This window comes from Streptomyces sp. NPDC038707, assembly GCF_040636485.1.
GTDB lineage: Bacteria > Actinomycetota > Actinomycetes > Streptomycetales > Streptomycetaceae > Streptomyces.
This window is the reverse complement of sequence record NZ_JBEZUP010000008.1, coordinates 66696-89743: the sequence shown is the minus strand read 5'-3', so window position 1 is coordinate 89743 and position 23048 is coordinate 66696. Positions and strand designations below refer to the sequence as shown.

Below are 23048 nucleotides of genomic sequence, written 5' to 3'. Positions count from 1 at the left end.
CGGTGTCCCCCTCTTCACGAGGACACCATGTACAAGATCTTTTTCCAGCTGGTCTTCCGGCGCATGGACCCGGAGCAGGCGCACCACCTGGCCTTCCGCTGGATCCGCCTGGCCGCCCGCATCCCCGTGCTGCGCACCTTCGCCGCCGCCGTCCTCGCGCCCCGCCACAAGGAGCTGCGCACCGAGGCGTTCGGGCTGCGGATGCACGGCCCGTTCGGGCTGGCCGCCGGCTTCGACAAGAACGCCGTCGCCATCGACGGGATGTCGATGCTGGGCTTCGACCACGTCGAGATCGGCACGGTGACGGGCGAGCCGCAGCCCGGCAACCCCAGGAAGCGGCTGTTCCGGCTCGTCGCCGACCGGGCGCTGATCAACCGCATGGGCTTCAACAACGACGGCTCGCTGACCGTGGCCGCCCGCCTGGCCTCCCGCGAACCGGTCTTCAGGACCGTCGTCGGCGTCAACATCGGCAAGACCAAGGCCGTCCCCGAGGAGGAGGCCGTCGCCGACTACGTGAAGTCGGCCGAGCGGCTCGCGCCGTACGCGGACTACCTGGTCGTCAACGTCTCCTCGCCCAACACCCCCGGCCTGCGCGACCTCCAGGCCGTGGACCACCTGCGCCCGCTGCTCACCGCCGTGCGCGGGGCCGCCGACCGCGCGGTCCCCGCCCGGCGCGTCCCGCTGCTGGTGAAGATCGCCCCCGACCTCGCCGACGAGGACATCGACGCGGTCGCCGACCTCGCCGTGGAACTGGGACTGGACGGCATCATCGCCACCAACACGACCATCGCCCGCGAGGGCCTCGGCCTGCGCTCCGCGCCCGCGCTGACGGGGGAGACCGGCGGCCTGTCCGGGGCCCCGCTCAAGGCGCGCTCCCTGGAGGTCCTGCGGCGCCTGTACGCGCGTGTGGGCGACCGGATCACGCTGGTCGGTGTCGGCGGCATCGAGAACGCCGAGGACGCCTGGCAGCGCATCCTGGCCGGTGCCACCCTGATCCAGGGCTACAGCGCCTTCATCTACGAGGGCCCCTTCTGGTGCCGGTCCCTCCACAAGGGCCTCGCCGCCCGCCTGCGCACCAGCCCGTACGCCACCCTCGCCGACGCGGTCGGCGCCGACGTGAGGAAGCCCGCATGACCGCCCGCCCGTCGCCCGACCACCACCCCTCAACGAGGCCCTCCGGGCCGCGGACATCTTCTGGAGAGCCCTTCGGCGCCCGGCTGCGCCGCGCCATGGACGAGCGCGGCCCGCTGTGCGTCGGCATCGACCCGCACGCCTCGCTGCTCGCCGAGTGGGGCCTGGACGACGACATCGCCGGCCTGGAGCGGTTCAGCCGTACGGTGGTCGAGGCGCTGGCCGACCGGGTGGCCGTGCTGAAGCCGCAGAGCGCCTTCTTCGAGCGGTTCGGCTCGCGCGGCCTGGCCGTGCTGGAGACGTCGGTCCAGGAGGCGCGCGCGGCCGGTGCCCTGGTCGTGATGGACGCCAAGCGCGGCGACATCGGCTCCACCATGGCCGCCTACGCCGAGGCGTTCCTGCGCCCCGACGCGCCGCTGTTCTCCGACGCGCTGACCGTCTCGCCGTACCTCGGCTACGGCTCGCTCTCGCCGGCCGTCGCGCTGGCCCGGGAGAGCGGCGCCGGCCTGTTCGTGCTGGCGCTCACCTCGAACCCGGAGGGCGGCGAGGTGCAGCACGCGGTGCGCGCCGACGGACGCACCGTCGGCGCGACGATGCTGGCCCACCTGGCGGCCGAGAACGCGGGGGAGGAGCCGCTGGGCTCCTTCGGCGCGGTGGTCGGCGCCACGCTCGGCGACCTGTCGTCGTACGACCTCGGCATGGGCGGCCCGCTGCTCGCCCCCGGCATCGGCGCCCAGGGCGCGACCCCGGCCGACCTGCCCCGGGTCTTCGGTGCGGCCGTCCGCAACGTGGTGCCCAACGTCAGCCGGGGTGTGCTGCGGCACGGTCCCGACGCCGGCGCGCTGCGCGGGGCGGCCGAGCGGTTCGCGGCGGAGATCCGGGACGCCGTCGGCGCGGGCTGATCCGCGGACCCGGTGGCCTGCGGAGCGGGATCGCGCCGTCCTGAGTGTGAATACATCCTCAAATCGGGGGCAAAATATCCAAAATGTCCGACCTGACGGAGGCTGACCAGGACTTTTCCGCTGTTCTCGCTGACTCCGGCGGACTTGCCCGCTAGTCTCCGAGGCAGTGGGGACACCTCCCGTGCCCGCCAGGGCAGTGGGGGAGGTCGGGCAGCGTGTTGCTCGTAGGCCCCCAGGTGTGGGGCGACTAGGTTCCTCACCGGTCCGTATCCGACAGTTCGACATCCGAGGTGACGTAGGCGTGGCTCTTCCGCCCCTTACCCCTGAACAGCGCGCAGCCGCGCTCGAAAAGGCCGCCGCGGCTCGCCGGGAGCGGGCCGAGGTCAAGAATCGACTCAAGCACTCCGGCGCCTCCCTGCACGAGGTCATCAAGCAGGGCCAGGAAAACGACGTCATCGGCAAGATGAAGGTCTCCGCGCTGCTGGAGTCCCTGCCGGGCGTGGGCAAGGTCCGCGCCAAGCAGATCATGGAGCGTCTGGGCATCTCCGAGAGCCGCCGCGTGCGCGGTCTCGGTTCGAACCAGATCGCCTCCCTGGAGCGTGAGTTCGGCAGCACCGGCTCCTGAGTCCGTCCTCCCGGCGGACCGGGAGTCCCGGGCACCCCGGGATTGCTGGAATAATCGCTGCATGAGTGAACGTCCGCGGCTGACCGTGCTCTCCGGCCCTTCGGGGGTCGGCAAGAGCACGGTCGTCGCCCATATGCGCAAGGAACACCCCGACGTCTGGCTCTCGGTGTCGGCGACCACCCGCAAGCCGCGCCCCGGCGAGCAGCACGGAGTCCACTACTTCTTCGTCAGCGACGAGGAGATGGACAAGCTCATCGCCAACGGCGAGCTGCTGGAGTGGGCCGAGTTCGCCGGCAACCGCTACGGCACGCCCCGCGCGGCCGTGCTGGAGCGGCTGGAGAACGGCGAGCCCGTCCTGCTGGAGATCGACCTCCAGGGCGCCCGGCAGGTCCGCGAGTCCCTGTCCGACGCCCAGCTGGTGTTCCTGGCCCCGCCCTCGTGGGAGGAGCTGGTGCGCAGGCTGACCGGCCGGGGGACCGAGTCGCCCGAGGTCATCGAGCGCCGCCTGGACGCGGCGCGGACCGAGCTGGCGGCCGAGCCGGAGTTCGACGTGACCCTGGTCAACACCTCCGTCGAGGACGTGGCCCGTGAGCTGCTAGCCTTGATGGACGTTGTGTGATCGTGACTGTGATCACGATGTCTGATCCTTTTCCATCCATCGGAAGGTAGAGCGTGTCCTCTTCCATCACCGCGCCCGAGGGCATCATCAACCCGCCGATCGACGAGCTTCTTGAGGCGACCGACTCGAAGTACAGCCTCGTGATCTACGCCGCCAAGCGCGCGCGCCAGATCAACGCGTACTACTCGCAGCTCGGTGAGGGTCTCCTCGAGTACGTCGGTCCGCTCGTGGACACCCACGTGCACGAGAAGCCGCTCTCGATCGCCCTGCGCGAGATCAACGCCGGTCTGCTGACCTCCGAGGCTGTTGACGGCCCGGCGCAGTAGTACTTCCAGATCGCGATTGACTTATCCACAGGCCCGGCAGTCCCGCTGCCGGGCCTGTGGTGTGTCATGGGTGGTGCAGATTCTCGAATGCGAGGAGCCATGGTGGACAAGCCGAAGGTCGTACTGGGGGTCAGCGGTGGCATCGCCGCGTACAAGGCCTGTGAGCTGCTGAGGAGGTTCACGGAGTCGGGCCATGACGTCCGCGTGGTGCCCACCGCCTCCGCGCTGCACTTCGTCGGCGCCGCCACCTGGTCCGCGCTGTCCGGCAACCCGGTCGCCACCGAGGTCTGGGACGACGTCCACGAGGTCCCGCACGTCCGCATCGGCCAGCACGCCGACCTGGTGGTGGTGGCCCCGGCCACCGCCGACATGCTCGCCAAGGCCGCCCACGGCCTCGCCGACGACCTGCTGACCAACACCCTGCTCACCGCCCGCTGCCCGGTCGTGTTCGCACCCGCGATGCACACCGAGATGTGGGAGCACCCGGCCACCCAGGAGAACGTGGCCACCCTGCGCCGCCGCGGAGCCGTCGTGATCGAGCCCGCCGTCGGCCGCCTCACCGGCGTCGACACCGGCAAGGGCCGGCTGCCCGACCCGGCCGAGATCTTCGAGGTCTGCCGCCGGGTGCTGGCCCGCGGCAGCGCCGCGCCCGACCTCGAGGGACGGCACGTCGTCGTCTCCGCCGGCGGCACCCGTGAACCCCTCGACCCGGTCCGCTTCCTCGGCAACCGCTCCTCCGGCAAGCAGGGGTACGCCCTCGCCCGCACCGCCGCGGCCCGCGGCGCCCGGGTCACGCTGGTCGCGGCCAACACCGGCCTGCCCGACCCGGCGGGCGTGGACGTCGTCCGGGTGGGCACCGCCGTGCAGCTGCGCGAGGCCGTCCTGAAGGCGGCCGCTGACGCCGACGCCGTGGTCATGGCCGCCGCGGTGGCGGATTTCCGGCCGGCCGCCTACGCGGCAGGGAAGATCAAGAAGAAGGACGGCCAGGACCCCGAGCCGGTCGTCCTGGTCCGCAACCCGGACGTCCTCGCGGAGATCTCCGCCGACCGGGCCCGGCCCGGACAGGTGATCGTCGGCTTCGCCGCCGAGACCGACGACGTCCTCGCCAACGGCCGTGCCAAGCTCGCCCGCAAGGGCTGTGACCTGCTCGTGGTCAACGAGGTGGGGGAGCGCAAGACCTTCGGCGCCGAAGAGAGCGAGGCCGTGGTGCTGGGCGCCGACGGCAGCGAGACCCCGGTGCCGTACGGCCCCAAGGAAGCCCTCGCCGACACCGTCTGGGACCTGGTCGTCCGGCGCCTGGGCTGACCGGCGCCGGCGGTCGGGCCGCCTCGAGTCGTGTTCACGCCACGCTCGAATTGGGCGTGGCGACCCTGGCCAAGGCCGCCGGGCATTGGGCAGAATGCCCGTGCCGCAGGTCACAGCGCTCCCGAGAGGCGAGACGGGTGGCCCGTCGGCGGAGTGCGACCGATAAACTGTTCACGGTCGACGCCGGGCGCAGCCCCGCGTCGACCGCAAATGATCAGCCAGCAGCCGCTGCAACCACAGGGAGCGTTGTGTCCCGTCGCCTGTTCACCTCGGAGTCCGTGACCGAGGGTCACCCCGACAAGATCGCTGACCAGATCAGCGACACCATTCTCGACGCGCTTCTGCGTGAGGACCCGACCTCCCGGGTCGCCGTGGAGACGCTCATCACCACCGGCCTGGTGCACGTGGCCGGCGAGGTGACGACCAAGGCCTACGCGGACATCGCGACCCTCGTCCGCAACAAGATCCTGGACATCGGCTACGACTCCTCCAAGAAGGGCTTCGACGGCGCCTCCTGCGGCGTGTCGGTGTCCATCGGCGCGCAGTCCCCGGACATTGCGCAGGGCGTCGACGCCGCGTACGAGGCCCGGGTCGAGGGCGACGAGGACGAGCTGGACCGGCAGGGCGCGGGCGACCAGGGCCTGATGTTCGGCTACGCGTCCGACGAGACGCCGACCCTCATGCCGCTGCCGATCTTCCTGGCGCACCGCCTGTCCAAGCGCCTGTCCGAGGTCCGCAAGAACGGCACCATCCCCTACCTGCGCCCGGACGGCAAGACCCAGGTCACCATCGAGTACGACGGCGACAAGGCCGTCCGGCTGGACACGGTGGTCGTCTCCTCCCAGCACGCCTCGGACATCGACCTGGAGTCGCTGCTCGCCCCCGACATCCGCGAGTTCGTCGTGGAGCCGGAGCTGAAGGCCCTGCTGGACGAGGGCATCAAGCTCGACACCGAGGGCTACCGCCTGCTGGTCAACCCGACCGGCCGCTTCGAGATCGGCGGCCCGATGGGCGACGCCGGTCTGACCGGCCGCAAGATCATCATCGACACGTACGGCGGCATGGCCCGCCACGGCGGCGGCGCCTTCTCCGGCAAGGACCCCTCCAAGGTGGACCGCTCGGCCGCGTACGCCATGCGGTGGGTCGCCAAGAACGTCGTGGCGGCCGGCCTGGCCTCCCGCTGCGAGGTCCAGGTCGCCTACGCCATCGGCAAGGCCGAGCCCGTCGGTCTGTTCGTGGAGACCTTCGGCACCCACAAGATCGACCCCGAGAAGATCGAGAAGGCGATCGACGAGGTCTTCGACCTCCGCCCGGCCGCGATCATCCGCGACCTCGACCTGCTTCGCCCGATCTACGGCCAGACCGCCGCGTACGGCCACTTCGGCCGCGAGCTGCCCGACTTCACCTGGGAGCGCACGGACCGCGTCGAGGCCCTGCGCGCGGCCGCGGGCGTGTGACCCACGCCTGACCGTCCGCCGAGGCCCGGCTTCCCGACTGGGGGAGCCGGGCCTCGGCGTGTCCGGGCCGGCCGGCGGGAGCCGGCCGGGCGGGCGTTGTCGGTGGCGTTTGGTAAGAATGCAGGCGTGAGCAGCGAGGACGGGGAGCCCCGGGGAGACGGGGCCGGCGGGGCCGAAGGGGCGCCGCCGGAGCAGCTCGCGCTGATCCGGGAGAGCGTGCGCAAGGCCAAGGTGCCGCGGGCCAAGCCGCGGACCTGGCGGGGGGCCGCGCTGGCGCCCCGGCTGCCCGTCGCGCGGGTGCTGGTCGACAAGGGAGTGCTCCACCTCGACCGGTACTTCGACTACGCGGTGCCCGCCGAGCTGGACGCCGAGGCCCAGCCCGGCGTGCGGGTGCGGGTGCGGTTCGGGGCCGGGCGGCACCGGGTGCGCGAGGGGCGCCGGGAGGGCGGCGGGCTCATCGACGGCTTCCTCGTCGAACGGCGGGCCGAGTCCGACTACTCCGGACCACTGGCCGCGCTCGCCCAGGTCGTCTCACCGGAGCCGGTACTGGGCGAGGAACTGCTCGGCCTCGCCCGGGCCGTCGCCGACCGCTACGCGGGCAGCCTCGCCGACGTCCTGCAACTGGCCGTACCGCCGCGCAACGCCCGCGCCGAACAGCGGCCGTCCCCCGCGCCGCTGCCCCCGCCGCCGGCGCCCGGTCCCGGTTCCTGGGCGCGGTACGAGCACGGGGGCGCCTTCCTCGACGCGCTGGCCTCGGGCGGGGCGCCCAGGGCCGTGTGGAACGCGCTGCCCGGACCCCTGTGGAGCGAGGAGCTGGCCCGGGCCGTCGCCGCCGCCCTCGCCTCCGGGCGGGGCGCCCTGGTCGTCGTGCCCGACGGGCGGGCCGCCGCGCGGGTCGACGCCGCGCTGACCGCGCTGCTCGGCCCCGGCCGGCACGCCCTGCTCACCGCCGACGCCGGCCCCGAGAAGCGGTACGCGCAGTGGCTCGCGGCGCGGCGCGGCTCGGTGCGCGCCGTCGTCGGGACGCGGGCGGCGATGTTCGCGCCCGTGCGGGACCTCGGACTCGTCGCCATCTGGGACGACGGCGACGACAGCCACAGCGAGCCGCACGCCCCGCAGCCGCACGCCCGCGATGTGCTGCTGCTGCGGGCCGCGCTGGACCGGTGCGCCTTCCTGCTGGGCAGCTGGGGCTGCACCGTGGAGGCCGCCCAGCTCGTGGAGAGCGGCTGGGCCCGGCCGCTGGTCGCCGGGCGCGAGCAGGTGCGCCGGACCGCGCCCCTGGTCCGGACCGTCGGGGACGAGGACCTCGCGCGCGACGAGGCCGCCCGTGCCGCCCGGCTGCCCACCCTCGCCTGGCAGGCGGCCCGGGAGGGGCTGCGGCACGGGCCGGTGCTGGTGCAGGTGCCCCGGCGCGGTTACACGCCCCGCATGGCCTGCGACCGGTGCCGGGAGCCCGCCCGCTGCCGGCACTGCTCCGGGCCGCTGGAGGGACAGGACGGGGGCGTGCTGCGGTGCGGCTGGTGCGGGCGCGAGGAACGCTCCTGGCACTGCCCGGAGTGCGGCGGTTTCCGGCTCCGCGCCCAGGTCGTGGGCGCGCGCCGCACCGCCGAGGAACTGGGGCGGGCCTTTCCCGCCGTACCGGTGCGCACTTCGGGGCGAGAGCATGTGCTGGACACCGTCCCGGACACGCCCGCGCTCGTGGTCAGCACGCCGGGCGCCGAACCGGTGGCCGAGGGCGGCTACGCGGCGGCCCTGCTCCTGGACGGCTGGGCCATGCTCGGCCGTCCCGACCTGCGGGCCGGCGAGGACGCGCTGCGCCGGTGGATCGCGGCGGGCGCGCTGGTGCGGCCGCAGACGGAGGGGGGCACCGTGGTCGTGGTGGCCGAGCCCACGCTGCGGCCCGTGCAGGCGCTGGTGCGCTGGGACCCGGTCGGGCATGCCGTGCGCGAACTGTCCGAGCGGGCCGAGCTGGGCTTCCCGCCGGTGTCCCGGATGGCGGCCGTGTCCGGACCGCCGGCGGCCGTCGCCGAGTTCCTGTCGGCCGCCGGACTGCCGCCGGACGCCGAGGTACTGGGCCCGGTACCGCTGCCGCCCGCGCCGCCCGGCCGGCCCCGCCGGCCCGGCGCGCCCCCGCCCGGCGAACACTGGGAACGGGCCCTCGTCCGCGTCCCGCCCGGCAGCGGCGCCGCCCTCGCCACGGCCCTGAAGACCGCCCAGGCAGCCCGCATGGCCCGCGGCAACGCCGACCAGGTGCGCGTCCGCATCGACCCACCGGACATCGGCTGAACCACCGGGCGCCGGCCGGCAGGGGACGCCCCCCGGTACGCGGCTGCCCTCCCGGATGGTCCGGGAGGGCAGGGCAGGGGAAGGGGTCAGCCGTTGCGGGGGCTGGGGAAAGGGGCGGGGCGGGGATCGTCGCGCAGGGCCGGGGCGGTCGCGGTCGGCTGGGTGGGCATGGAGCGGGCCGCGGGCACCGTCGGCACGGCGGGCAGCCCGGTGTTCACATTGATCGTGCGGGTGCCGGACGGCTCCGGTGTCCGCTCCGCCTCGGCCGCCGCCTGGGCCGCCGCGCGACGGGCGCCGTAACGGCGGTGCACCGCCTGTTTGGTGACCCCGAGCGCCGAACCCACCGCGTCCCACGAGAAACCGAGCGAGCGGTCGAAGTCCACCGCGGCCGTGACCAGCGTCTCGACACTGTCGCGGAGTTCCTGGGCGAGGCGGACGGTCGGGGCGGGGGCACGTCCGTAGACGACGAAGCCCGTGGAGGGGCCGGAGCGGCGCGGGCGGTAGACGTTGCCCAGCTGGGCGGTGAGCGTGCGCAGCGCGTCCACCTGCCGGCGGACCCGCTCGATGTCCCGCACCAGCAAGTGCAGGCTGGCCCGGGCCTGGGCGTCGTGGGTTGCGTGGTCGGCCATGAACAAGCCTCTCGAACCGGCGTTGAAAGGAATTCGGCCGCGCAAGCGGCCCGATGTGGTCAACTCTTTCTTGACCAACGCGCCGATCCCCCGCTGGTCACGGGGTGGGGGCGTACGGGCATATGCGTACGCCGGTCGCCCACCCGTGCGCCGTCCATGGTCATAGACTGGTGCGCTGCCCGACCGACCCCGCCCGAGAGGCCCGATCCCGCCCATGAAGCTCGTCTTCGCCGGTACCCCCGAGGTCGCCGTTCCCGCCCTGGACGCCCTGCTCGCCTCCGGGCGGCACGAGGTGGCCGCCGTCGTCACGCGGCCCGACGCGCCGGCCGGACGCGGGCGCAGGCTGGTCGCGTCCCCCGTGGCCGAGCGGGCCGAGGAGGCGGGGATCGAGGTGCTGAAGCCGCTCAAGCCCCGCGACCCGGAGTTCCTGGAGCGGCTCCGGCAGATCGCCCCGGACTGCTGCCCGGTCGTCGCCTACGGCGCCCTGCTGCCCCGGGTCGCCCTGGACGTCCCGGCCCACGGCTGGGTCAACCTGCACTTCTCGCTGCTGCCCGCCTGGCGCGGCGCCGCGCCCGTGCAGCACGCCGTCATGGCGGGCGACGAGATCACCGGGGCGTCCACCTTCCTCATCGAGGAGGGCCTGGACTCCGGGCCCGTCTACGGCACCGTCACCGAGGAGGTCCGCCCCACCGACACCAGCGGCGACCTGCTGACCCGGCTCGCCTTCGCGGGCGCCGGACTGCTCGCCGCCACCATGGACGGCATCGAGGACGGCACCCTGAAGGCCGTACCGCAGCCCGCCGAGGGCGTCTCCCTCGCACCCAAGATCACCGTCGAGGACGCCCGGGTGGACTGGGCGGCGCCCGCGCTGCGCGTCGACCGGGTGGTGCGCGGCTGCACCCCGGCGCCCGGCGCCTGGACCACCTTCCGCGGCGAGCGGCTCAAGCTCGTCCAGGTCACCCCGGTGCCCGAGCGGACCGACCTCGCGCCGGGCCGGCTCGCGGTGGGCAAGAACAGCGTGCACGTCGGCACCGGTTCCCACGCCGTCGAGCTGCTGTGGGTGCAGGCCCAGGGCAAGAAGCCGATGCGCGCCGCCGACTGGGCGCGCGGGGCGCGCATCGCGGAGGGCGAGACGCTCGGCGGCTGACGCCCCGGACGGCGGCGGTGGGGACGGCCGCGGACGGTGGCGGCGGGGACGGGCCCGGAGGGCGGCGGCGGGGACGCGCCGACGTAGGCTGGAGGCGCATCCCCTTCTCTATCCCCGGAGCACCTTTTTCGTGAGCGAGCAGTCCCGGCGGCCCCGCAGGCCCGCCAAGCCCTACCGCCGTCCCCAGAAGGACCCCGTCCGCATCCTCGCCTTCGAGGCGCTGCGCGCGGTGGACGAGCGGGACGCGTACGCCAACCTCGTGCTGCCCCCGCTGCTGCGCAAGGCCCGCGAGAAGGGCGACTTCGACGCCCGGGACGCCGCGCTCGCCACCGAGCTGGTGTACGGCACGCTGCGCCGGCAGGGCACCTACGACGCCGTCATCGCCGCCTGCGTCGACCGGCCGCTGCGCGAGGTCGACCCGCCGGTGCTGGACGTGCTCAGCCTCGGCGCGCACCAGTTGCTCGGCACCCGGATCCCGACGCACGCCGCCGTCTCCGCCTCGGTGGAGCTGGCCCGGGTGGTGCTCGGGGACGGCCGGGCCAAGTTCGTCAACGCCGTGCTCCGCAAGGTCGCCCAGGACGACCTCGCGGGCTGGACGGAGAAGGTCGCGCCGCCCTACGACGAGGATCCCGAGGACCACCTCGCCGTCGTGCACTCGCACCCGCGCTGGGTCGTCTCCGCGCTCTGGGACTCCCTCGGCGGCGGCCGGGCCGGCATCGAGGAACTGCTGGCGGCCGACAACGAACGGCCCGAGGTGACCCTGGTCGCCCGGCCCGGGCGGGCCACCGCCGAGGAACTGCTGCGCGAGGATGCCGCCGTCCCCGGCCGCTGGTCGCCGTACGCCGTACGGCTCGCGGAGGGCGGCGAGCCGGGTGCGGTGGAGGCCGTGCGCGAGGGACGGGCCGGCGTGCAGGACGAGGGCAGCCAGCTGGTCGCCCTCGCGCTCGCGAACGCCCCGCTCGACGGGCCCGACGAGAAGTGGCTCGACGGGTGCGCGGGCCCCGGTGGCAAGGCCGCGCTGCTCGGCGCCCTCGCCGCCGAGCGCGGTGCCGTGCTCCTCGCCTCCGAGAAGCAGCCGCACCGGGCCGGCCTGGTCGCCAGGGCGCTGCACGGCAACCCGGGCCCGTACCAGGTCATCGCCGCCGACGGCACCCGCCCGCCGTGGCGCCCCGGCACCTTCGACCGGGTGCTGGTGGACGTCCCGTGCACCGGCCTCGGCGCTCTGCGCCGCCGCCCCGAGGCCCGCTGGCGCCGCCGCCCGGAGGACCTGGACACCTTCGCGCCGCTCCAGCGCGCCCTGCTGCGCACCGCCCTGGAGTCCGTGCGCGTCGGCGGTGTCGTCGGCTACGCCACCTGCTCCCCGCACCTCGCAGAGACCCGGGCGGTGGTCGCCGACGTCCTCGGGCAGCACCCCGGCGCCGACCTGATCGACGCCCGCCCCCTGCTGCCCGGCGTCCCGCACCTCGGCGACGGCCCCGACCTCCAGCTCTGGCCCCACCTGCACGGCACGGACGCGATGTACCTGGCCCTGATCCGCAGAACCGCGTGACGCCGGCCGCCCCGGGCCCGGGCCCGGCCTTTCCGGCAGGGCATAGGCTTGGGGGCATGCCCGTGCAGATCAACCCCAGCATCCTGTCCGCCGACTTCGCCCGCCTCGCGGACGAGGCCGAGGCGGTCCGCGGCGCCGACTGGCTCCACGTCGACGTCATGGACAACCACTTCGTCCCGAACCTCACCCTCGGCGTGCCGGTGGTGGAGTCCCTGGCCCGGGCGACGGACACCCCGCTGGACTGCCACCTGATGATCGAGGACCCCGACCGGTGGGCCCCGCAGTACGTCGAGGCGGGGGCGTCGTCGGTCACCTTCCACGTGGAGGCCGCCGCCGCCCCGGTGCGGCTCGCCCGGGAGATCCGCGCGAAGGGCGCCCGTGCCTCGATGGCGCTGAAGCCCGCGACGCCGATCGAGCCGTTCGAGGACCTGCTGCCGGAACTCGACATGCTGCTGATCATGACCGTCGAGCCCGGCTTCGGCGGCCAGGCGTTCCTCGACATCATGCTGCCGAAGATCCGCCGCACCCGTGAGCTGATCAAGAAGCACGGTCTGGAGCTGTGGCTCCAGGTCGACGGCGGTGTCTCGGCCGCCACCATCGAGCAGTGCGCGGACGCGGGAGCGGACGTGTTCGTCGCCGGTTCCGCCGTGTACGGGGCCGAGGACCCGGCCGAGGCCGTGCGCGCGCTGCGCGCCCAGGCGGAGTCGGCCGCCGCCAAGGCGTCCTGGGCATGCGACCACTGAGCCACGGCGAAGTGAACGGTTGAATGAAGGCCGCCCATCAGGGCGGATCAGTCGCCCCGAATCTGCGAGGATGAACGGCGAATCCAGAGTGTGAACAGCAGTGAGGAGATCGCCGTGTCGGGTATGTCGGCGGGCCGGTCAGCCATGCGGATGGGACCCGCTGAGCTGGTGCAGGCGGCGGCCATGGCCCGCCGCTTCTACCTCGAGGGCAAGTCCAAGATCCAGATCGCGGAGGAGTTCGGCGTCAGCCGCTTCAAGGTGGCCCGGGTCCTGGAGACCGCCCTCGAACGGGACCTCGTACGCATCGAGATCCGCGTACCGGCCGAGCTGGACGCCGAGCGCTCCGACGCGCTGCGCGCCCGCTACGGCCTGAGGCACGCCGTCGTGGTCGAGTCCCCGGCCGAGGCGGAGGAGACCCCGGACCCCGAGAACCTCGGCGAGGTCGCCGCCGACCTGCTCGGCGAACTCGTCAACGAGGGCGACGTGCTCGGGCTGGCCTGGGGCCGGTCCACCATCCACATGGCGGCGGCGCTCGACCGGCTGCCGCCGTGCACGGTGGTGCAGCTGACGGGCGTGTACGACGCCGGGACCGCCGAGCGCGGCTCGGTCGAGGCCGTCCGCCGGGCCGCCCAGGTCTCGGGCGGCGACGCGCACCCCATCTACGCGCCGATGCTGCTGCCGGACGCGGCCACCGCGGCGGCGCTGCGCAACCAGACCGGGATCGCCCGGGCCTTCGAGTACTTCGACAAGGTCACGGTCGCCTGTGTCTCCATCGGCTCCTGGGAGCCGGGCATCTCGACCGTGCACGACATGCTCAGCGACGAGGAGCGTGCGCACTACGCCTCGCTCGGTGTCGCCGCCGAGATGTCGGCGCACCTCTTCGACGCCGAGGGGCGCCGGATCGGACGGGACCTGGGGGAGCGGTGCATCACGGTCAAGACCGACCAGCTGCGCCGTATCCCGGAGGTGGTGGCGATCGCGGGCGGGCAGCGCAAGGCCGCCGCGATCGACGCGGTGCTGCGCTCCGGGCTGGTCACCAGCCTGGTGACCGACACCTCGGCCGCCGACTACCTGCTGACGGCCGGCCAGTCTCCGAAGCCGGCCCTCAGCCGCCAGGACCCCGACGGCATCTGACACCGGCTGTCGGCGGTCCTCGAACGGTGTCCGCTGGCGGGTCGCGGCGGGCTTCCCAGAGTGTGTGACTCCGGGTGGCGGACGGGTTCCGCCGCGTGTCCGCCCACCGGGCCCCGGTGGGCGGAAGGGTCTCAGTCCGGATCCCGGCGGGGCCGGAGATTTCCGGCGGGCCGGGCCGGACGGATTCCGGGGCCCCGGCGGCATCTGACATCGGCTGTCGGCGGTCCTCGAACGGCGTCCGCTGGCGGGTCGCGGCGGGCTTCCCAGAGTGTGTGACTCCGGGTGGCGGAAGGGTTCCGCCGATGTGTCCGCCCACCGGGCCCCGGTGGGCGGAAGGGTCTCAGTCCGGATCCCGGCGGGGCCGGAGATTTCCGGCGCGCCGGGCCGGACGGATCCCGGGACCCCGACGGCGTCCGACACCGGCTGTCGGCGGGCCCGGCACCGGGTCCCGATGGCGTCCGGCACCGGGTCGGGACGGATCCGCGAGGGTGTCCGTCACCGGCGCAGACGGGCTCCGGCGGCGTCTGCCGTCGGGGCGGAGACGGGTTCCGAGGCGTCTGGCACAGGGTCCCGGTGGGCTCGGAAGGGGCCGGCTCCTGGCGGGTCCGAGGGGTGTCCGGCAGCGGGTGCCGGTGGGCAGAGGGGTCTTACTCCGGGCTCCGGTGGGTCAGAGAGTGTCCGGCGTGCCGCGTCGGGGCGGGTTCCGGCGGGCTCCTGAGGGTGCCAGGCACCGGGGCGGGGGCGGAGACGGGTTCCGGCGGCGTCCGGCACGGGGTGCCGGTGGGCAGAGGGGGTTCACCGAGCCCCGGCCGGACGGTCGTGGCAGCATCGTCGGCATGCTGCCACGGTTCGTCCCCCGCGTCCTCGCCGGGGTACTGGTCTGCCTCACCGTTCTCCTGGCCGGGTGCTCCGGCGGCTCCCCGCCGGCCTCCCCGGCCTCGCCGGGCGCGTCCGCTCCGGCCTGGGCGCACGGCATGGCCACCGTCCCCGCCTCCCGGCTGCCCGCCGAGGCCCGCCGGACCCTGGACCTCATCGACCGGGGCGGGCCCTTCCCCTACGCCCAGGACGGTTCCGTCTTCGGGAACTTCGAGCGGCACCTGCCCGGGCACCGGCGCGGCTACTACCACGAGTACACCGTGAAGACCCCCGGCTCCCGCGACCGCGGCGCCCGCCGCCTGGTCACCGGGCAGGGCGGGGAGGTCTACTACACCGATGACCACTACGACTCGTTCCGGGCGGTACTGAGATGAGCGAAGACCCGACCGGCCCCCTCGTGGTCGCCCTCGACCTCGACGGTGTCACCGGCAAGGCCGCCCTGATGGACCGCGCCGCCCGGGCCCTGGCGCTGCCCGACTGGTTCGGCCGCAACTGGGACGCGCTGGCCGACTCCCTGTCCGACCACACGGTCTGGCCGGAAGGCGCCGTGGAACGCGGACTGCTGATCGTCGTACGGGGCTGGCGACCGTACGCCGAGGCCCGGCCCGAGGAGTGGCGGACCGCCGAGGAGGTCCTCACCGAGGCCGCGGACCGCACGCCCGCCCTCACCGTCGCCCTCGCCCTTGGAGGAACCTCCTAGCCGCGAGGTGACGACCCTGGATGTTCTGTCAGGGCCTGACAGACGCCGTGCCGTGGGAGAATGAAGTACGTGCTCTTTCCCCCTGGCGCACCCGTCCGGGGGTCACCTCTGATCGACTGGGATGTGCAGCACGTGCGTTTCCTCAATGACATCCGGCCCGCGTACGACCTGACGTACGACGACGTGTTCATGGTGCCGAGCCGCTCCGCGGTGGGCTCGCGTCAGGGCGTGGACCTCGCCTCGCCGGACGGGACGGGCACCACCATCCCGCTCGTCGTGGCGAACATGACCGCCATCGCCGGCCGCCGCATGGCCGAGACGGTGGCCCGCCGCGGCGGGCTCGTGGTCATCCCGCAGGACATCCCGATCGATGTCGTCACCGAAGTGATCTCCTGGGTGAAGAGCCGGCACCTGGTGCTGGACACCCCGATCGTGCTGGCCCCGCACCAGACCGTCGCCGACGCCCTCGCGCTGCTGCCCAAGCGCGCGCACAACGCCGGCGTCGTCGTGGACGAGAACCAGCGGCCCGTCGGTGTCGTCACCGACGCCGATCTCACCGGTGTCGACCGCTTCACCCAGCTCGAAGTCGTCATGTCCAAGGACCTGCTCCTGCTGGACGCCGACATCGACCCGCGCGAGGCCTTCAACACCCTCGACCACCACAACCGCCGCTACGCCCCGGCCGTCGACAAGGACGGCAGGCTCGCCGGCATCCTCACCCGCAAGGGCGCCCTGCGCGCCACCCTGTACACCCCCGCCGTGGACGCCGACGGCAAGCTGCGGATCGCCGCCGCCGTCGGCATCAACGGCGATGTGGCGGGCAAGGCCAAGCAACTGCTCGACGCGGGCGTGGACACGCTCGTCATCGACACCGCGCACGGCCACCAGGAGTCGATGATCAGCGCCGTCCAGGTGGTGCGCGCCCTCGACCCGAAGGTGCCGATCGCGGCGGGCAACATCGTCTCCGCCGAGGGTGTCAAGGACCTCATCGACGCGGGCGCCGACATCATCAAGGTCGGTGTCGGCCCGGGCGCCATGTGCACCACCCGCATGATGACCGGCGTGGGCCGCCCGCAGTTCTCCGCCGTCCTGGAGTGCGCCGCCGAGGCGAAGAAGTACGGCAAGCACGTGTGGGCCGACGGCGGTGTCCGCCACCCGCGCGACGTCGCCATGGCCCTCGCGGCCGGCGCGTCCAACGTGATGATCGGCTCCTGGTTCGCCGGCACCTACGAGTCGCCGGGCGACCTCCAGCACGATGCCCAGGGCCGCGCCTACAAGGAGTCCTTCGGCATGGCCTCCGCGCGTGCCGTGCGCAACCGCACCTCGGAGGAGTCCGCCTACGACCGGGCCCGCAAGGCGCTGTTCGAGGAGGGCATCTCCACCTCCCGGATGTTCCTCGACCCGGCCCGCCCGGGCGTCGAGGACCTGATCGACTCGATCATCGCGGGCGTCCGTTCCTCCTGCACCTACGCCGGCGCCGGCTCGCTGGAGGAGTTCGCCGAGAAGGCGATCGTCGGCATCCAGAGCGCGGCCGGCTACGCCGAGGGCAAGCCGCTGCACGCCAGCTGGAACTGACCCGCGGCCCTCGCGTCCGCACCACGGCCCCCGCCGTTCCCCGCCCGGGAACGGCGGGGGCCGTCGGCATATCCGCCGACCTCGCAAAACGTACTCTTCAGGGCCCCGTGCAACGGTCGACAGCTCACGCGCAACGATTTGGCATTCCGGCCGGAGGAACGCAATGATTCTGCGGGGATGCGCAAGGTTGCTGCATTACGCCCGTGAAGGCCCGCCTCATAGGGTGCTGCGCTAGTACGTGCGTGGCGGGGACCCCGCTCGGTGGGTTCCTGCCCTCGCAGGCCCACCGGTCCCCGTCCACGAGGACCGGCTCCCTGCCGGTCCGCGTCCGCACCACACCGGCAGCGATAAGGAGCCAGCGCGTGCTCGACCAAGGCGCACCCCCGCACAACCCCATACCGGCCGCCCCCGCGTCCCCGGGCGTCGCCGCGCGCCTGATGCGTCGCAAGCCCGTGGAACGCCTGGTCGCGGAGGGCGGCCAGGGTGAGGGAGGGCAGCTTCGGCGCTCCCTCGGGCTGTGGCAGCTGACCATGATCAGCATCGGTGCCACCCTCGGCACCGGCATCTTCGTCGTCCTCGGCGACGCCGTGCCGGAGGCCGGTCCCGCGATCACCCTGTCCTTCGTGATCGCCGGCCTCACCGCGCTGTTCTCGGCCCTGTCCTACGCCGAACTGGCGGGCAGCATCCCGGTCGCCGGCTCCTCCTACTCGTACGCATACGCAACGATGGGCGAGCTGGTCGCCTGGGTCTGCGGCTGGTGCCTGATCCTGGAGTACGGCGTCTCGGTGGCCGCGGTCGCCGTCGGCTGGGGCGAGTACCTGAACCAGCTGCTGGACGGCACCATCGGCGTCACCATCCCGGACGTGCTGTCCTCGGCCCCCGGCGAGGGCGGTGTCATCAACCTGCCCGCGCTGATCGTCGTCCTGCTGGCGATGGTGTTCCTGCTCGGCGGCGCCCGCGAGTCCGCCCGCGCCAACACGATCATGGTCTGTGTGAAGATCGTCGCCCTGGTGCTGTTCTGCGCGGTCGGCATCATGGGCTTCAAGTCCGGCAACTACGCGGACTTCATGCCGCTCGGCATGAGCGGGGTCAGCGCCGCCGGTGCCACGCTGTTCTTCTCGTACATCGGCTTCGACGCCGCCTCCACCGCCGGCGAGGAGGCGAAGGACCCCAAGCGGGACCTGCCGCGGGCCATCATGCTGTCGCTGATCATCGTCACGGCGCTGTACGTGCTCGTCGCCGGTGTCGCCGTCGGCGCCTGGAACTGGAAGAAGTTCGACGGCTCGGAGGCCTCCCTCGCCGCGATCATGAACGATGTCAGCGGCCAGACGTTCTGGGGCACGATGCTGGCGCTGGGCGCGGTCATCTCCATCGCGAGCGTGGTGCTCACCGTGCTCTACGGCCAGACCCGCATCCTCTTCGCGATGTCCCGCGACGGCCTGGTGCCCAAGGCGCTCGGCAAGGTCCACCGCAAGACCGGCACCCCGCGCCTCAACACGGTGCTCGTCTCCCTCTTCTGCGGTGCGCTCGCCGCCCTGATCCCGCTGGGCAAGCTCGTCGACGCCACCAGCATCGGCACGCTGTTCGCCTTCGGCCTGGTCAACATCGCGGTCATCGTGCTGCGGTACAAGCGGCCGAACCTGGAGCGGACGTTCAAGGTGCCGTTCGGGCCGCTGCTGCCGGTGCTGGGCTTCCTGTTCTGCGCGTACAACATGTTCAGTCTCGACACCGTGACCTGGGTCGTCTTCGGATGCTGGATGGCCGCCGGGCTCGTGTTCTACTTCCTGTACGGCTATCGCCGTTCCCGTCTCGCGACCGACGACGACCTCGCGGTGACGGCAGTGAAGTGACCGAACCGAAGAAGTGAACGACCCCCTGTGCTGAACGATCTCGACGAACGCATCGTGCACGCCCTCGCCGAGGACGCCCGCCGCTCCTACGCGGACATCGGGCAGCTGATCGGCCTGTCCGCGCCCGCGGTGAAGCGGCGCGTGGACCGGCTGCGGGCCACCGGAGCCATCACCGGCTTCACCGTCCGGGTGGACCCGGCGGCCCTCGGCTGGGAGACCGAGGGGTACATCGAGATCTACTGCCGGAGCAACACCTCTCCGGAGACCATCCAGCGGGGACTGGAGCGGTACCAGGAGGTCGTGGCCGCGTCGACCGTCACCGGCGACGCGGACGCGATCGCCCAGGTCTTCGCCTCCGACATGCGGCACTTCGAGCGGGTCCTGGAGCGGATCGCGGGCGAGCCGTTCGTGGAACGCACGAAGTCCGTCCTGGTCCTGTCACCGCTCCTGCGCCGCTTCTCCTCCGGGGCACCGGGGTAGGAGCGGCCGAGCGCACCCGGGGCGCCTTGTCGTCGCCGGCTGCGGGCAGCGCCCCTCCAGGGGCGCGGGGAACCGCGCGAGCACCCCCACGACCCGCGGCCGGCGCACGGCAAGGCGCCCCGCATGCTTTTCCGGGGCCCACGGCCGGCCCGCGCAACGAATCGCCGCCCGGCCCCGTTCCCGCGCAACGAACCTCGCACCGGCGCGCAACGGCTGCTTCTTGTCCGGCCGAGCACGCCGCCCGTACCGTCTTTCTGACCCCAGACCCCCCGTTCCGGTGAGGATCACGCATGCGCACCGCCCTGCTCCAGAGCTCCGGCCGTCCCGGCTCGGTCGCCGAGAACCTGAAGGTCCTCGACGAGGCCGCGGGCCGCGCCGCGGCCGCGGGCGCCGCGCTGCTGGCCGCGCCGGAGATGTTCCTCACCGGGTACGCCATCGGCGACGACATCGCCCGCCTCGCCGAGCCCGCCGACGGCGACTCGGCCGACGCGGTCGCCGAGATCGCCACCCGGCACGGCCTGGCCCTCGTCTACGGCTACCCGGAGCGCGACGGCGACACCGTCTTCAACTCCGCCCAGCTGATATCCGCCGACGGCACCCGGCTCGCCAACTACCGCAAGACGCACCTCTTCGGCTGCTTCGAGCGCGACCACTTCACGCCCGGCGAGCGCCAGATCGTCCAGGCCGAGCTGAACGGCCTCACCGTGGGCCTGCTGATCTGCTACGACGTGGAGTTCCCGGAGAACGTCCGGGCCCACGCCCTGGCCGGCACCGACCTCCTCGTCGTACCGACCGCGCAGATGCACCCCTTCCAGTTCGTCGCCGAGTCGATGATCCCGGTGCGCGCATTCGAGAACCAGATGTACGTCGCGTACGTCAACCGGGCCGGTGCGGAAGGGGAGTTCGAGTTCGTCGGCCTCTCCGTGCTCGCCGGTCCCGACGGCGTCGCCCGCACCCGGGCCGGCCGCGCCGAGCAGCTGGTGCTCGCCGACGCCGACCCCGCCTTCCTGGCCGCCTCCCGGGAGAACAACCCGTACCTCGCGGACCGCCGCCCCGGTCTGTACGGGTCCCTGGTCTGAGCCGCGGCACCGCGGAGGCGAGCCGCGCGAGAGCGGCCGCAGCAGCATCACCCCGTTCCACCACGCAAGGAGTCCGTACCCCCATGACGTCCACGGTGCCCAACGCCGTCGAGCACACCGACGAGCAGCAGCCGCCGATCACCATGTTCGGCCCGGACTTCCCCTACGCCTACGACGACTTCCTCGCCCACCCGGCGGGCCTCGGCCAGATCCCGGCGACCGAGCACGGGACCGAGGTCGCGGTCATCGGCGGCGGCCTGTCCGGCATCGTCGCCGCCTACGAGCTGATGAAGATGGGCCTCAAGCCCGTCGTCTACGAGGCCGACCAGCTCGGCGGCCGGCTGCGCACCGTCGGCTTCGAGGGCTGCGACGAGTCGCTCAACTGCGAGCTGGGCGCGATGCGCTTCCCGCCGTCCTCCACCGCCCTGCAGCACTACATCGACCTGGTCGGCCTGGAGACGCGGCCGTTCCCGAACCCGCTCGCCGAGGCCACCCCCTCCACCGTGGTCGACCTCAAGGGCGAGACGCACTACGCCGAGACCATCGACGACCTGCCCCAGGTGTACCGGGACGTCGCCGAGGCCTGGAACAAGTGCCTCGAAGAGGGCGCCGACTTCTCCGACATGAACCGCGCGATGCGCGAGCGGGACGTGCCGCGCATCCGGGAGATCTGGGCGAAGCTGGTCGAGAAGCTCGACAACCAGACCTTCTACGGCTTCCTGTGCGACTCCGAGGCGTTCAGGTCCTTCCGGCACCGGGAGATCTTCGGCCAGGTCGGCTTCGGCACCGGCGGCTGGGACACGGACTTCCCGAACTCCATCCTGGAGATCCTGCGCGTCGTCTACACCGAGGCCGACGACCACCACCGCGGCATCGTCGGCGGCTCCCAGCAGCTGCCGGTGCGCCTGTGGGAGCGCGAGCCGGAGAAGATCGTGCACTGGCCGCACGGCACCGCCCTGAAGACCCTGCACGTGGACGGCGAGCCGCGCCCGGCCGTGACCCGGCTGCACCGCACCGCGGGCAACCAGATCACCGTGACGGACGCGAACGGCGACATCCGCACCTACAAGGCGGCGATCTTCACCGCCCAGTCCTGGATGCTGCTGTCCAAGATCGCCTGCGACGACTCGCTCTTCCCGATCGACCACTGGACCGCGATCGAGCGCACCCACTACATGGAGTCCAGCAAGCTGTTCGTGCCGGTGGACCGGCCGTTCTGGCTGGACAAGGACGAGGAGACCGGCCGGGACGTCATGTCGATGACGCTCACCGACCGCATGACCCGCGGCACCTACCTGCTCGACAACGGCCCCGACAGGCCCGCCGTGATCTGCCTGTCGTACACCTGGTGCGACGACAGCCTGAAGTGGCTGCCGCTGTCCGCGAACGAGCGGATGGAGGTCATGCTGAAGTCGCTCGGCGAGATCTACCCGAAGGTCGACATCCGCAAGCACATCATCGGCAACCCGGTGACGGTCTCCTGGGAGAACGAGCCCTACTTCATGGGCGCGTTCAAGGCCAACCTGCCCGGCCACTACCGTTACCAGCGGCGCCTGTTCACCCACTTCATGCAGGACCGGCTGCCCGAGGACAAGCGGGGCATCTTCCTCGCCGGCGACGACATCTCCTGGACGGCCGGCTGGGCCGAGGGTGCCGTGCAGACCGCGCTGAACGCGGTGTGGGGCGTGATGCGTCACTTCGGCGGCACGACCGACCCGTCGAACCCGGGCCCGGGTGACGTCTACGACGAGATCGCCCCGGTGGAGCTTCCCGAGGACTGACCCGGGAGACGGACCGAGGCGCGGGCGGCCGGACCCGGATTCCTGCCGCCCGCGCCTTTTCCATCCCCCTTCGCGGTTCCGCTGTCCGCTCAGCCGGGCAGCGGGGTCAGCAGCATCCGGCCGGCGAACCCCACCGCCGCGTCCAGCCGCTCGGTGAACTCCTCGACGATCCCGCCGCAGTGCCGCAGCGCCCACAGGGCGCGGGCCGCCGCCCAGGCCGCGTCCCGGGCCCGCTCCAGGCTCCACGAGCCCAGCAGATGGGTGAGCGGGTCGGCGAGCTGGAGCAGATCCGGGCCCGGCATCAGGTCCTCGCGGACGCGTTCCTCCAGCGCCACGAGCAACTCGCCCACCCGGTCGAACTCGTCCTCCAGGTCGGCCGGCGCACACCCCAGCGACCGGCAGGTGTCGACCACGGCCAGGGCCAGGTCGTGCCCGATGTGCGCGTTCACACCGGCCAGCGCGAACTGGAGCGGCCGTACTCCGGGATGGCGGCGGAGCTGGAACAGCGGCCGCCAGCAGGCGGGCGGGCGGCGGTCGTCGTCGGCCCTGTCGACCGCCGCCAGATAGCGCTCCGCGAACCGCACGTCCAGCGTGCTCGCCGCCCGTGGATCCGGGAACTCGCCCACGGTCAGCCGCCGGCCGACGTCCTCGGTGACGGTGAGGTAGACGCGGTTGAACACGGCGACGCCGTCCCGCGCGGGCAGGGCCGCGTCCAGCGCGCGCATCCGCGCCAGGACGGCGTCGACGGGGGTGGTGCGTGCCGCGGGCCGCGCCAGGGGGGAAGCCATGCGGGAAGCGTCCCAGCCCGGGGCCGGCCGGCGCGCCGACCGGCCCGGTGCTTCGCCGGAACGGGG

The 23048-nt window shown here is 73.1% G+C and carries 21 protein-coding genes; 19 read left to right on the top strand and 2 right to left on the bottom strand.

Features of this window, described 5'->3' with window-relative positions; all coding sequences use genetic code 11:
• Positions 1-27 precede the first annotated feature (27 nt).
• From AB0E62_RS13555 to AB0E62_RS13520, 8 genes are all read left to right on the top strand, one after another.
• Complete coding sequence (locus AB0E62_RS13555) at positions 28-1134, top strand: quinone-dependent dihydroorotate dehydrogenase (RefSeq protein ID WP_362191934.1); 1107 nt, start codon at positions 28-30, stop codon at positions 1132-1134.
• Complete coding sequence (gene pyrF / locus AB0E62_RS13550; protein WP_362191932.1) at positions 1131-2033, top strand: orotidine-5'-phosphate decarboxylase; 903 nt, start codon at positions 1131-1133, stop codon at positions 2031-2033. Before AB0E62_RS13555 ends, pyrF begins: the two co-directional genes overlap by 4 nt.
• 301 nt (positions 2034-2334) lie before the next feature.
• Positions 2335-2658: an integration host factor gene (locus tag AB0E62_RS13545; RefSeq protein ID WP_003977346.1), complete on the top strand. Its 324-nt coding sequence runs from the start codon at positions 2335-2337 to the stop codon at positions 2656-2658.
• 61 nt (positions 2659-2719) lie between these two features.
• Positions 2720-3277 carry a guanylate kinase gene (gene gmk / locus AB0E62_RS13540; RefSeq protein WP_362191930.1) on the top strand — a complete coding sequence of 186 codons (558 nt, stop codon included), beginning with the start codon at positions 2720-2722 and terminating at the stop codon, positions 3275-3277.
• 53 nt (positions 3278-3330) lie between these two features.
• Positions 3331-3603 carry a DNA-directed RNA polymerase subunit omega gene (rpoZ, locus tag AB0E62_RS13535; RefSeq protein WP_030620214.1) on the top strand — a complete coding sequence of 91 codons (273 nt, stop codon included), beginning with the start codon at positions 3331-3333 and terminating at the stop codon, positions 3601-3603.
• A 99-nt stretch (positions 3604-3702) separates the two neighbouring features.
• The gene (gene coaBC / locus AB0E62_RS13530; RefSeq protein ID WP_362191928.1) at positions 3703-4908 is read left to right on the top strand and encodes a bifunctional phosphopantothenoylcysteine decarboxylase/phosphopantothenate--cysteine ligase CoaBC; all 1206 of its coding nucleotides are present in this window, start codon (positions 3703-3705) and stop codon (positions 4906-4908) included.
• A 248-nt stretch (positions 4909-5156) separates the two neighbouring features.
• Positions 5157-6365: a methionine adenosyltransferase gene (gene metK / locus AB0E62_RS13525; RefSeq protein WP_362191926.1), complete on the top strand. Its 1209-nt coding sequence runs from the start codon at positions 5157-5159 to the stop codon at positions 6363-6365.
• Positions 6366-6491: 126 nt separating this feature from the next.
• Positions 6492-8651, top strand: a complete 2160-nt coding sequence (locus AB0E62_RS13520) for a primosomal protein N' (protein WP_362191924.1) — start codon at positions 6492-6494, stop codon at positions 8649-8651.
• A gap of 86 nt (positions 8652-8737) precedes the next feature.
• On the opposite strand, the gene AB0E62_RS13515 is transcribed toward AB0E62_RS13520, so the two are convergent.
• On the bottom strand, positions 8738-9280 hold the full coding sequence (locus tag AB0E62_RS13515; protein ID WP_362191922.1) for a hypothetical protein: 543 nt from the start codon (positions 9278-9280) through the stop codon (positions 8738-8740).
• A 214-nt stretch (positions 9281-9494) separates the two neighbouring features.
• Here AB0E62_RS13515 and fmt point away from each other — a divergent pair, with 214 nt between their 5' ends.
• From fmt to AB0E62_RS13460, 11 genes are all read left to right on the top strand, one after another.
• A complete protein-coding gene (gene fmt / locus AB0E62_RS13510; RefSeq protein WP_362191920.1) occupies positions 9495-10427 on the top strand; it encodes a methionyl-tRNA formyltransferase in 933 nt (310 codons plus the stop codon).
• A gap of 130 nt (positions 10428-10557) precedes the next feature.
• Entirely contained in the window at positions 10558-11976 is a 1419-nt protein-coding gene (locus AB0E62_RS13505) for a transcription antitermination factor NusB (protein WP_362191918.1), read from the top strand.
• A gap of 56 nt (positions 11977-12032) precedes the next feature.
• Positions 12033-12719, top strand: a complete 687-nt coding sequence (gene rpe, locus AB0E62_RS13500) for a ribulose-phosphate 3-epimerase (RefSeq protein ID WP_362191916.1) — start codon at positions 12033-12035, stop codon at positions 12717-12719.
• A gap of 90 nt (positions 12720-12809) precedes the next feature.
• The gene (locus tag AB0E62_RS13495; RefSeq protein ID WP_362191914.1) at positions 12810-13853 is read left to right on the top strand and encodes a sugar-binding domain-containing protein; all 1044 of its coding nucleotides are present in this window, start codon (positions 12810-12812) and stop codon (positions 13851-13853) included.
• An 836-nt stretch (positions 13854-14689) separates the two neighbouring features.
• Positions 14690-15103 carry a ribonuclease domain-containing protein gene (locus AB0E62_RS13490; protein ID WP_362191912.1) on the top strand — a complete coding sequence of 138 codons (414 nt, stop codon included), beginning with the start codon at positions 14690-14692 and terminating at the stop codon, positions 15101-15103.
• Positions 15100-15429 (top strand): barstar family protein, encoded by a 330-nt coding sequence (locus AB0E62_RS13485; RefSeq protein WP_362191910.1) that lies wholly within the window; start codon positions 15100-15102, stop codon positions 15427-15429. The genes AB0E62_RS13490 and AB0E62_RS13485 overlap by 4 nt, the downstream gene beginning before the upstream one ends.
• Positions 15430-15561: 132 nt before the next feature.
• Positions 15562-17004: a GuaB1 family IMP dehydrogenase-related protein gene (locus AB0E62_RS13480; protein WP_362191908.1), complete on the top strand. Its 1443-nt coding sequence runs from the start codon at positions 15562-15564 to the stop codon at positions 17002-17004.
• Positions 17005-17366: 362 nt separating this feature from the next.
• Complete coding sequence (locus AB0E62_RS13475) at positions 17367-18854, top strand: amino acid permease (RefSeq protein ID WP_362191906.1); 1488 nt, start codon at positions 17367-17369, stop codon at positions 18852-18854.
• Between the two features lie 27 nt (positions 18855-18881).
• Entirely contained in the window at positions 18882-19334 is a 453-nt protein-coding gene (locus AB0E62_RS13470) for an Lrp/AsnC family transcriptional regulator (protein WP_030620185.1), read from the top strand.
• A gap of 290 nt (positions 19335-19624) precedes the next feature.
• Positions 19625-20413, top strand: coding sequence for a carbon-nitrogen hydrolase family protein (locus tag AB0E62_RS13465; RefSeq protein WP_362191904.1), 789 nt, complete (start codon positions 19625-19627; stop codon positions 20411-20413).
• 83 nt (positions 20414-20496) lie between these two features.
• Positions 20497-22194, top strand: coding sequence for an NAD(P)/FAD-dependent oxidoreductase (locus AB0E62_RS13460; RefSeq protein WP_362191902.1), 1698 nt, complete (start codon positions 20497-20499; stop codon positions 22192-22194).
• Between the two features lie 89 nt (positions 22195-22283).
• Here AB0E62_RS13460 and AB0E62_RS13455 read toward each other — a convergent pair whose 3' ends face one another.
• On the bottom strand, positions 22284-22982 hold the full coding sequence (locus tag AB0E62_RS13455) for a DUF5995 family protein (RefSeq protein ID WP_362191900.1): 699 nt from the start codon (positions 22980-22982) through the stop codon (positions 22284-22286).
• Between the last annotated feature and the right edge of the window lie 66 nt (positions 22983-23048).

What these genes read in the sequence shown, in the direction of transcription:
- AB0E62_RS13555 (WP_362191934.1), top strand. Translation starts at nt 28, where the DNA reads ATGTACAAGATCTTTTTCCAGCTGGTCTTCCGGCGCATGGACCCGGAG.
- pyrF (WP_362191932.1), top strand. Translation starts at nt 1,131, where the DNA reads ATGACCGCCCGCCCGTCGCCCGACCACCACCCCTCAACGAGGCCCTCC.
- AB0E62_RS13465 (WP_362191904.1), top strand. Translation starts at nt 19,625, where the DNA reads ATGCGCACCGCCCTGCTCCAGAGCTCCGGCCGTCCCGGCTCGGTCGCC.
- fmt (WP_362191920.1), top strand. Translation starts at nt 9,495, where the DNA reads ATGAAGCTCGTCTTCGCCGGTACCCCCGAGGTCGCCGTTCCCGCCCTG.
- coaBC (WP_362191928.1), top strand. Translation starts at nt 3,703, where the DNA reads ATGGTGGACAAGCCGAAGGTCGTACTGGGGGTCAGCGGTGGCATCGCC.
- gmk (WP_362191930.1), top strand. Translation starts at nt 2,720, where the DNA reads ATGAGTGAACGTCCGCGGCTGACCGTGCTCTCCGGCCCTTCGGGGGTC.
- AB0E62_RS13455 (WP_362191900.1), bottom strand. Translation starts at nt 22,982, where the DNA reads ATGGCTTCCCCCCTGGCGCGGCCCGCGGCACGCACCACCCCCGTCGAC.
- AB0E62_RS13515 (WP_362191922.1), bottom strand. Translation starts at nt 9,280, where the DNA reads ATGGCCGACCACGCAACCCACGACGCCCAGGCCCGGGCCAGCCTGCAC.
- AB0E62_RS13460 (WP_362191902.1), top strand. Translation starts at nt 20,497, where the DNA reads ATGACGTCCACGGTGCCCAACGCCGTCGAGCACACCGACGAGCAGCAG.
- AB0E62_RS13485 (WP_362191910.1), top strand. Translation starts at nt 15,100, where the DNA reads ATGAGCGAAGACCCGACCGGCCCCCTCGTGGTCGCCCTCGACCTCGAC.
- rpe (WP_362191916.1), top strand. Translation starts at nt 12,033, where the DNA reads ATGCCCGTGCAGATCAACCCCAGCATCCTGTCCGCCGACTTCGCCCGC.
- AB0E62_RS13490 (WP_362191912.1), top strand. Translation starts at nt 14,690, where the DNA reads ATGCTGCCACGGTTCGTCCCCCGCGTCCTCGCCGGGGTACTGGTCTGC.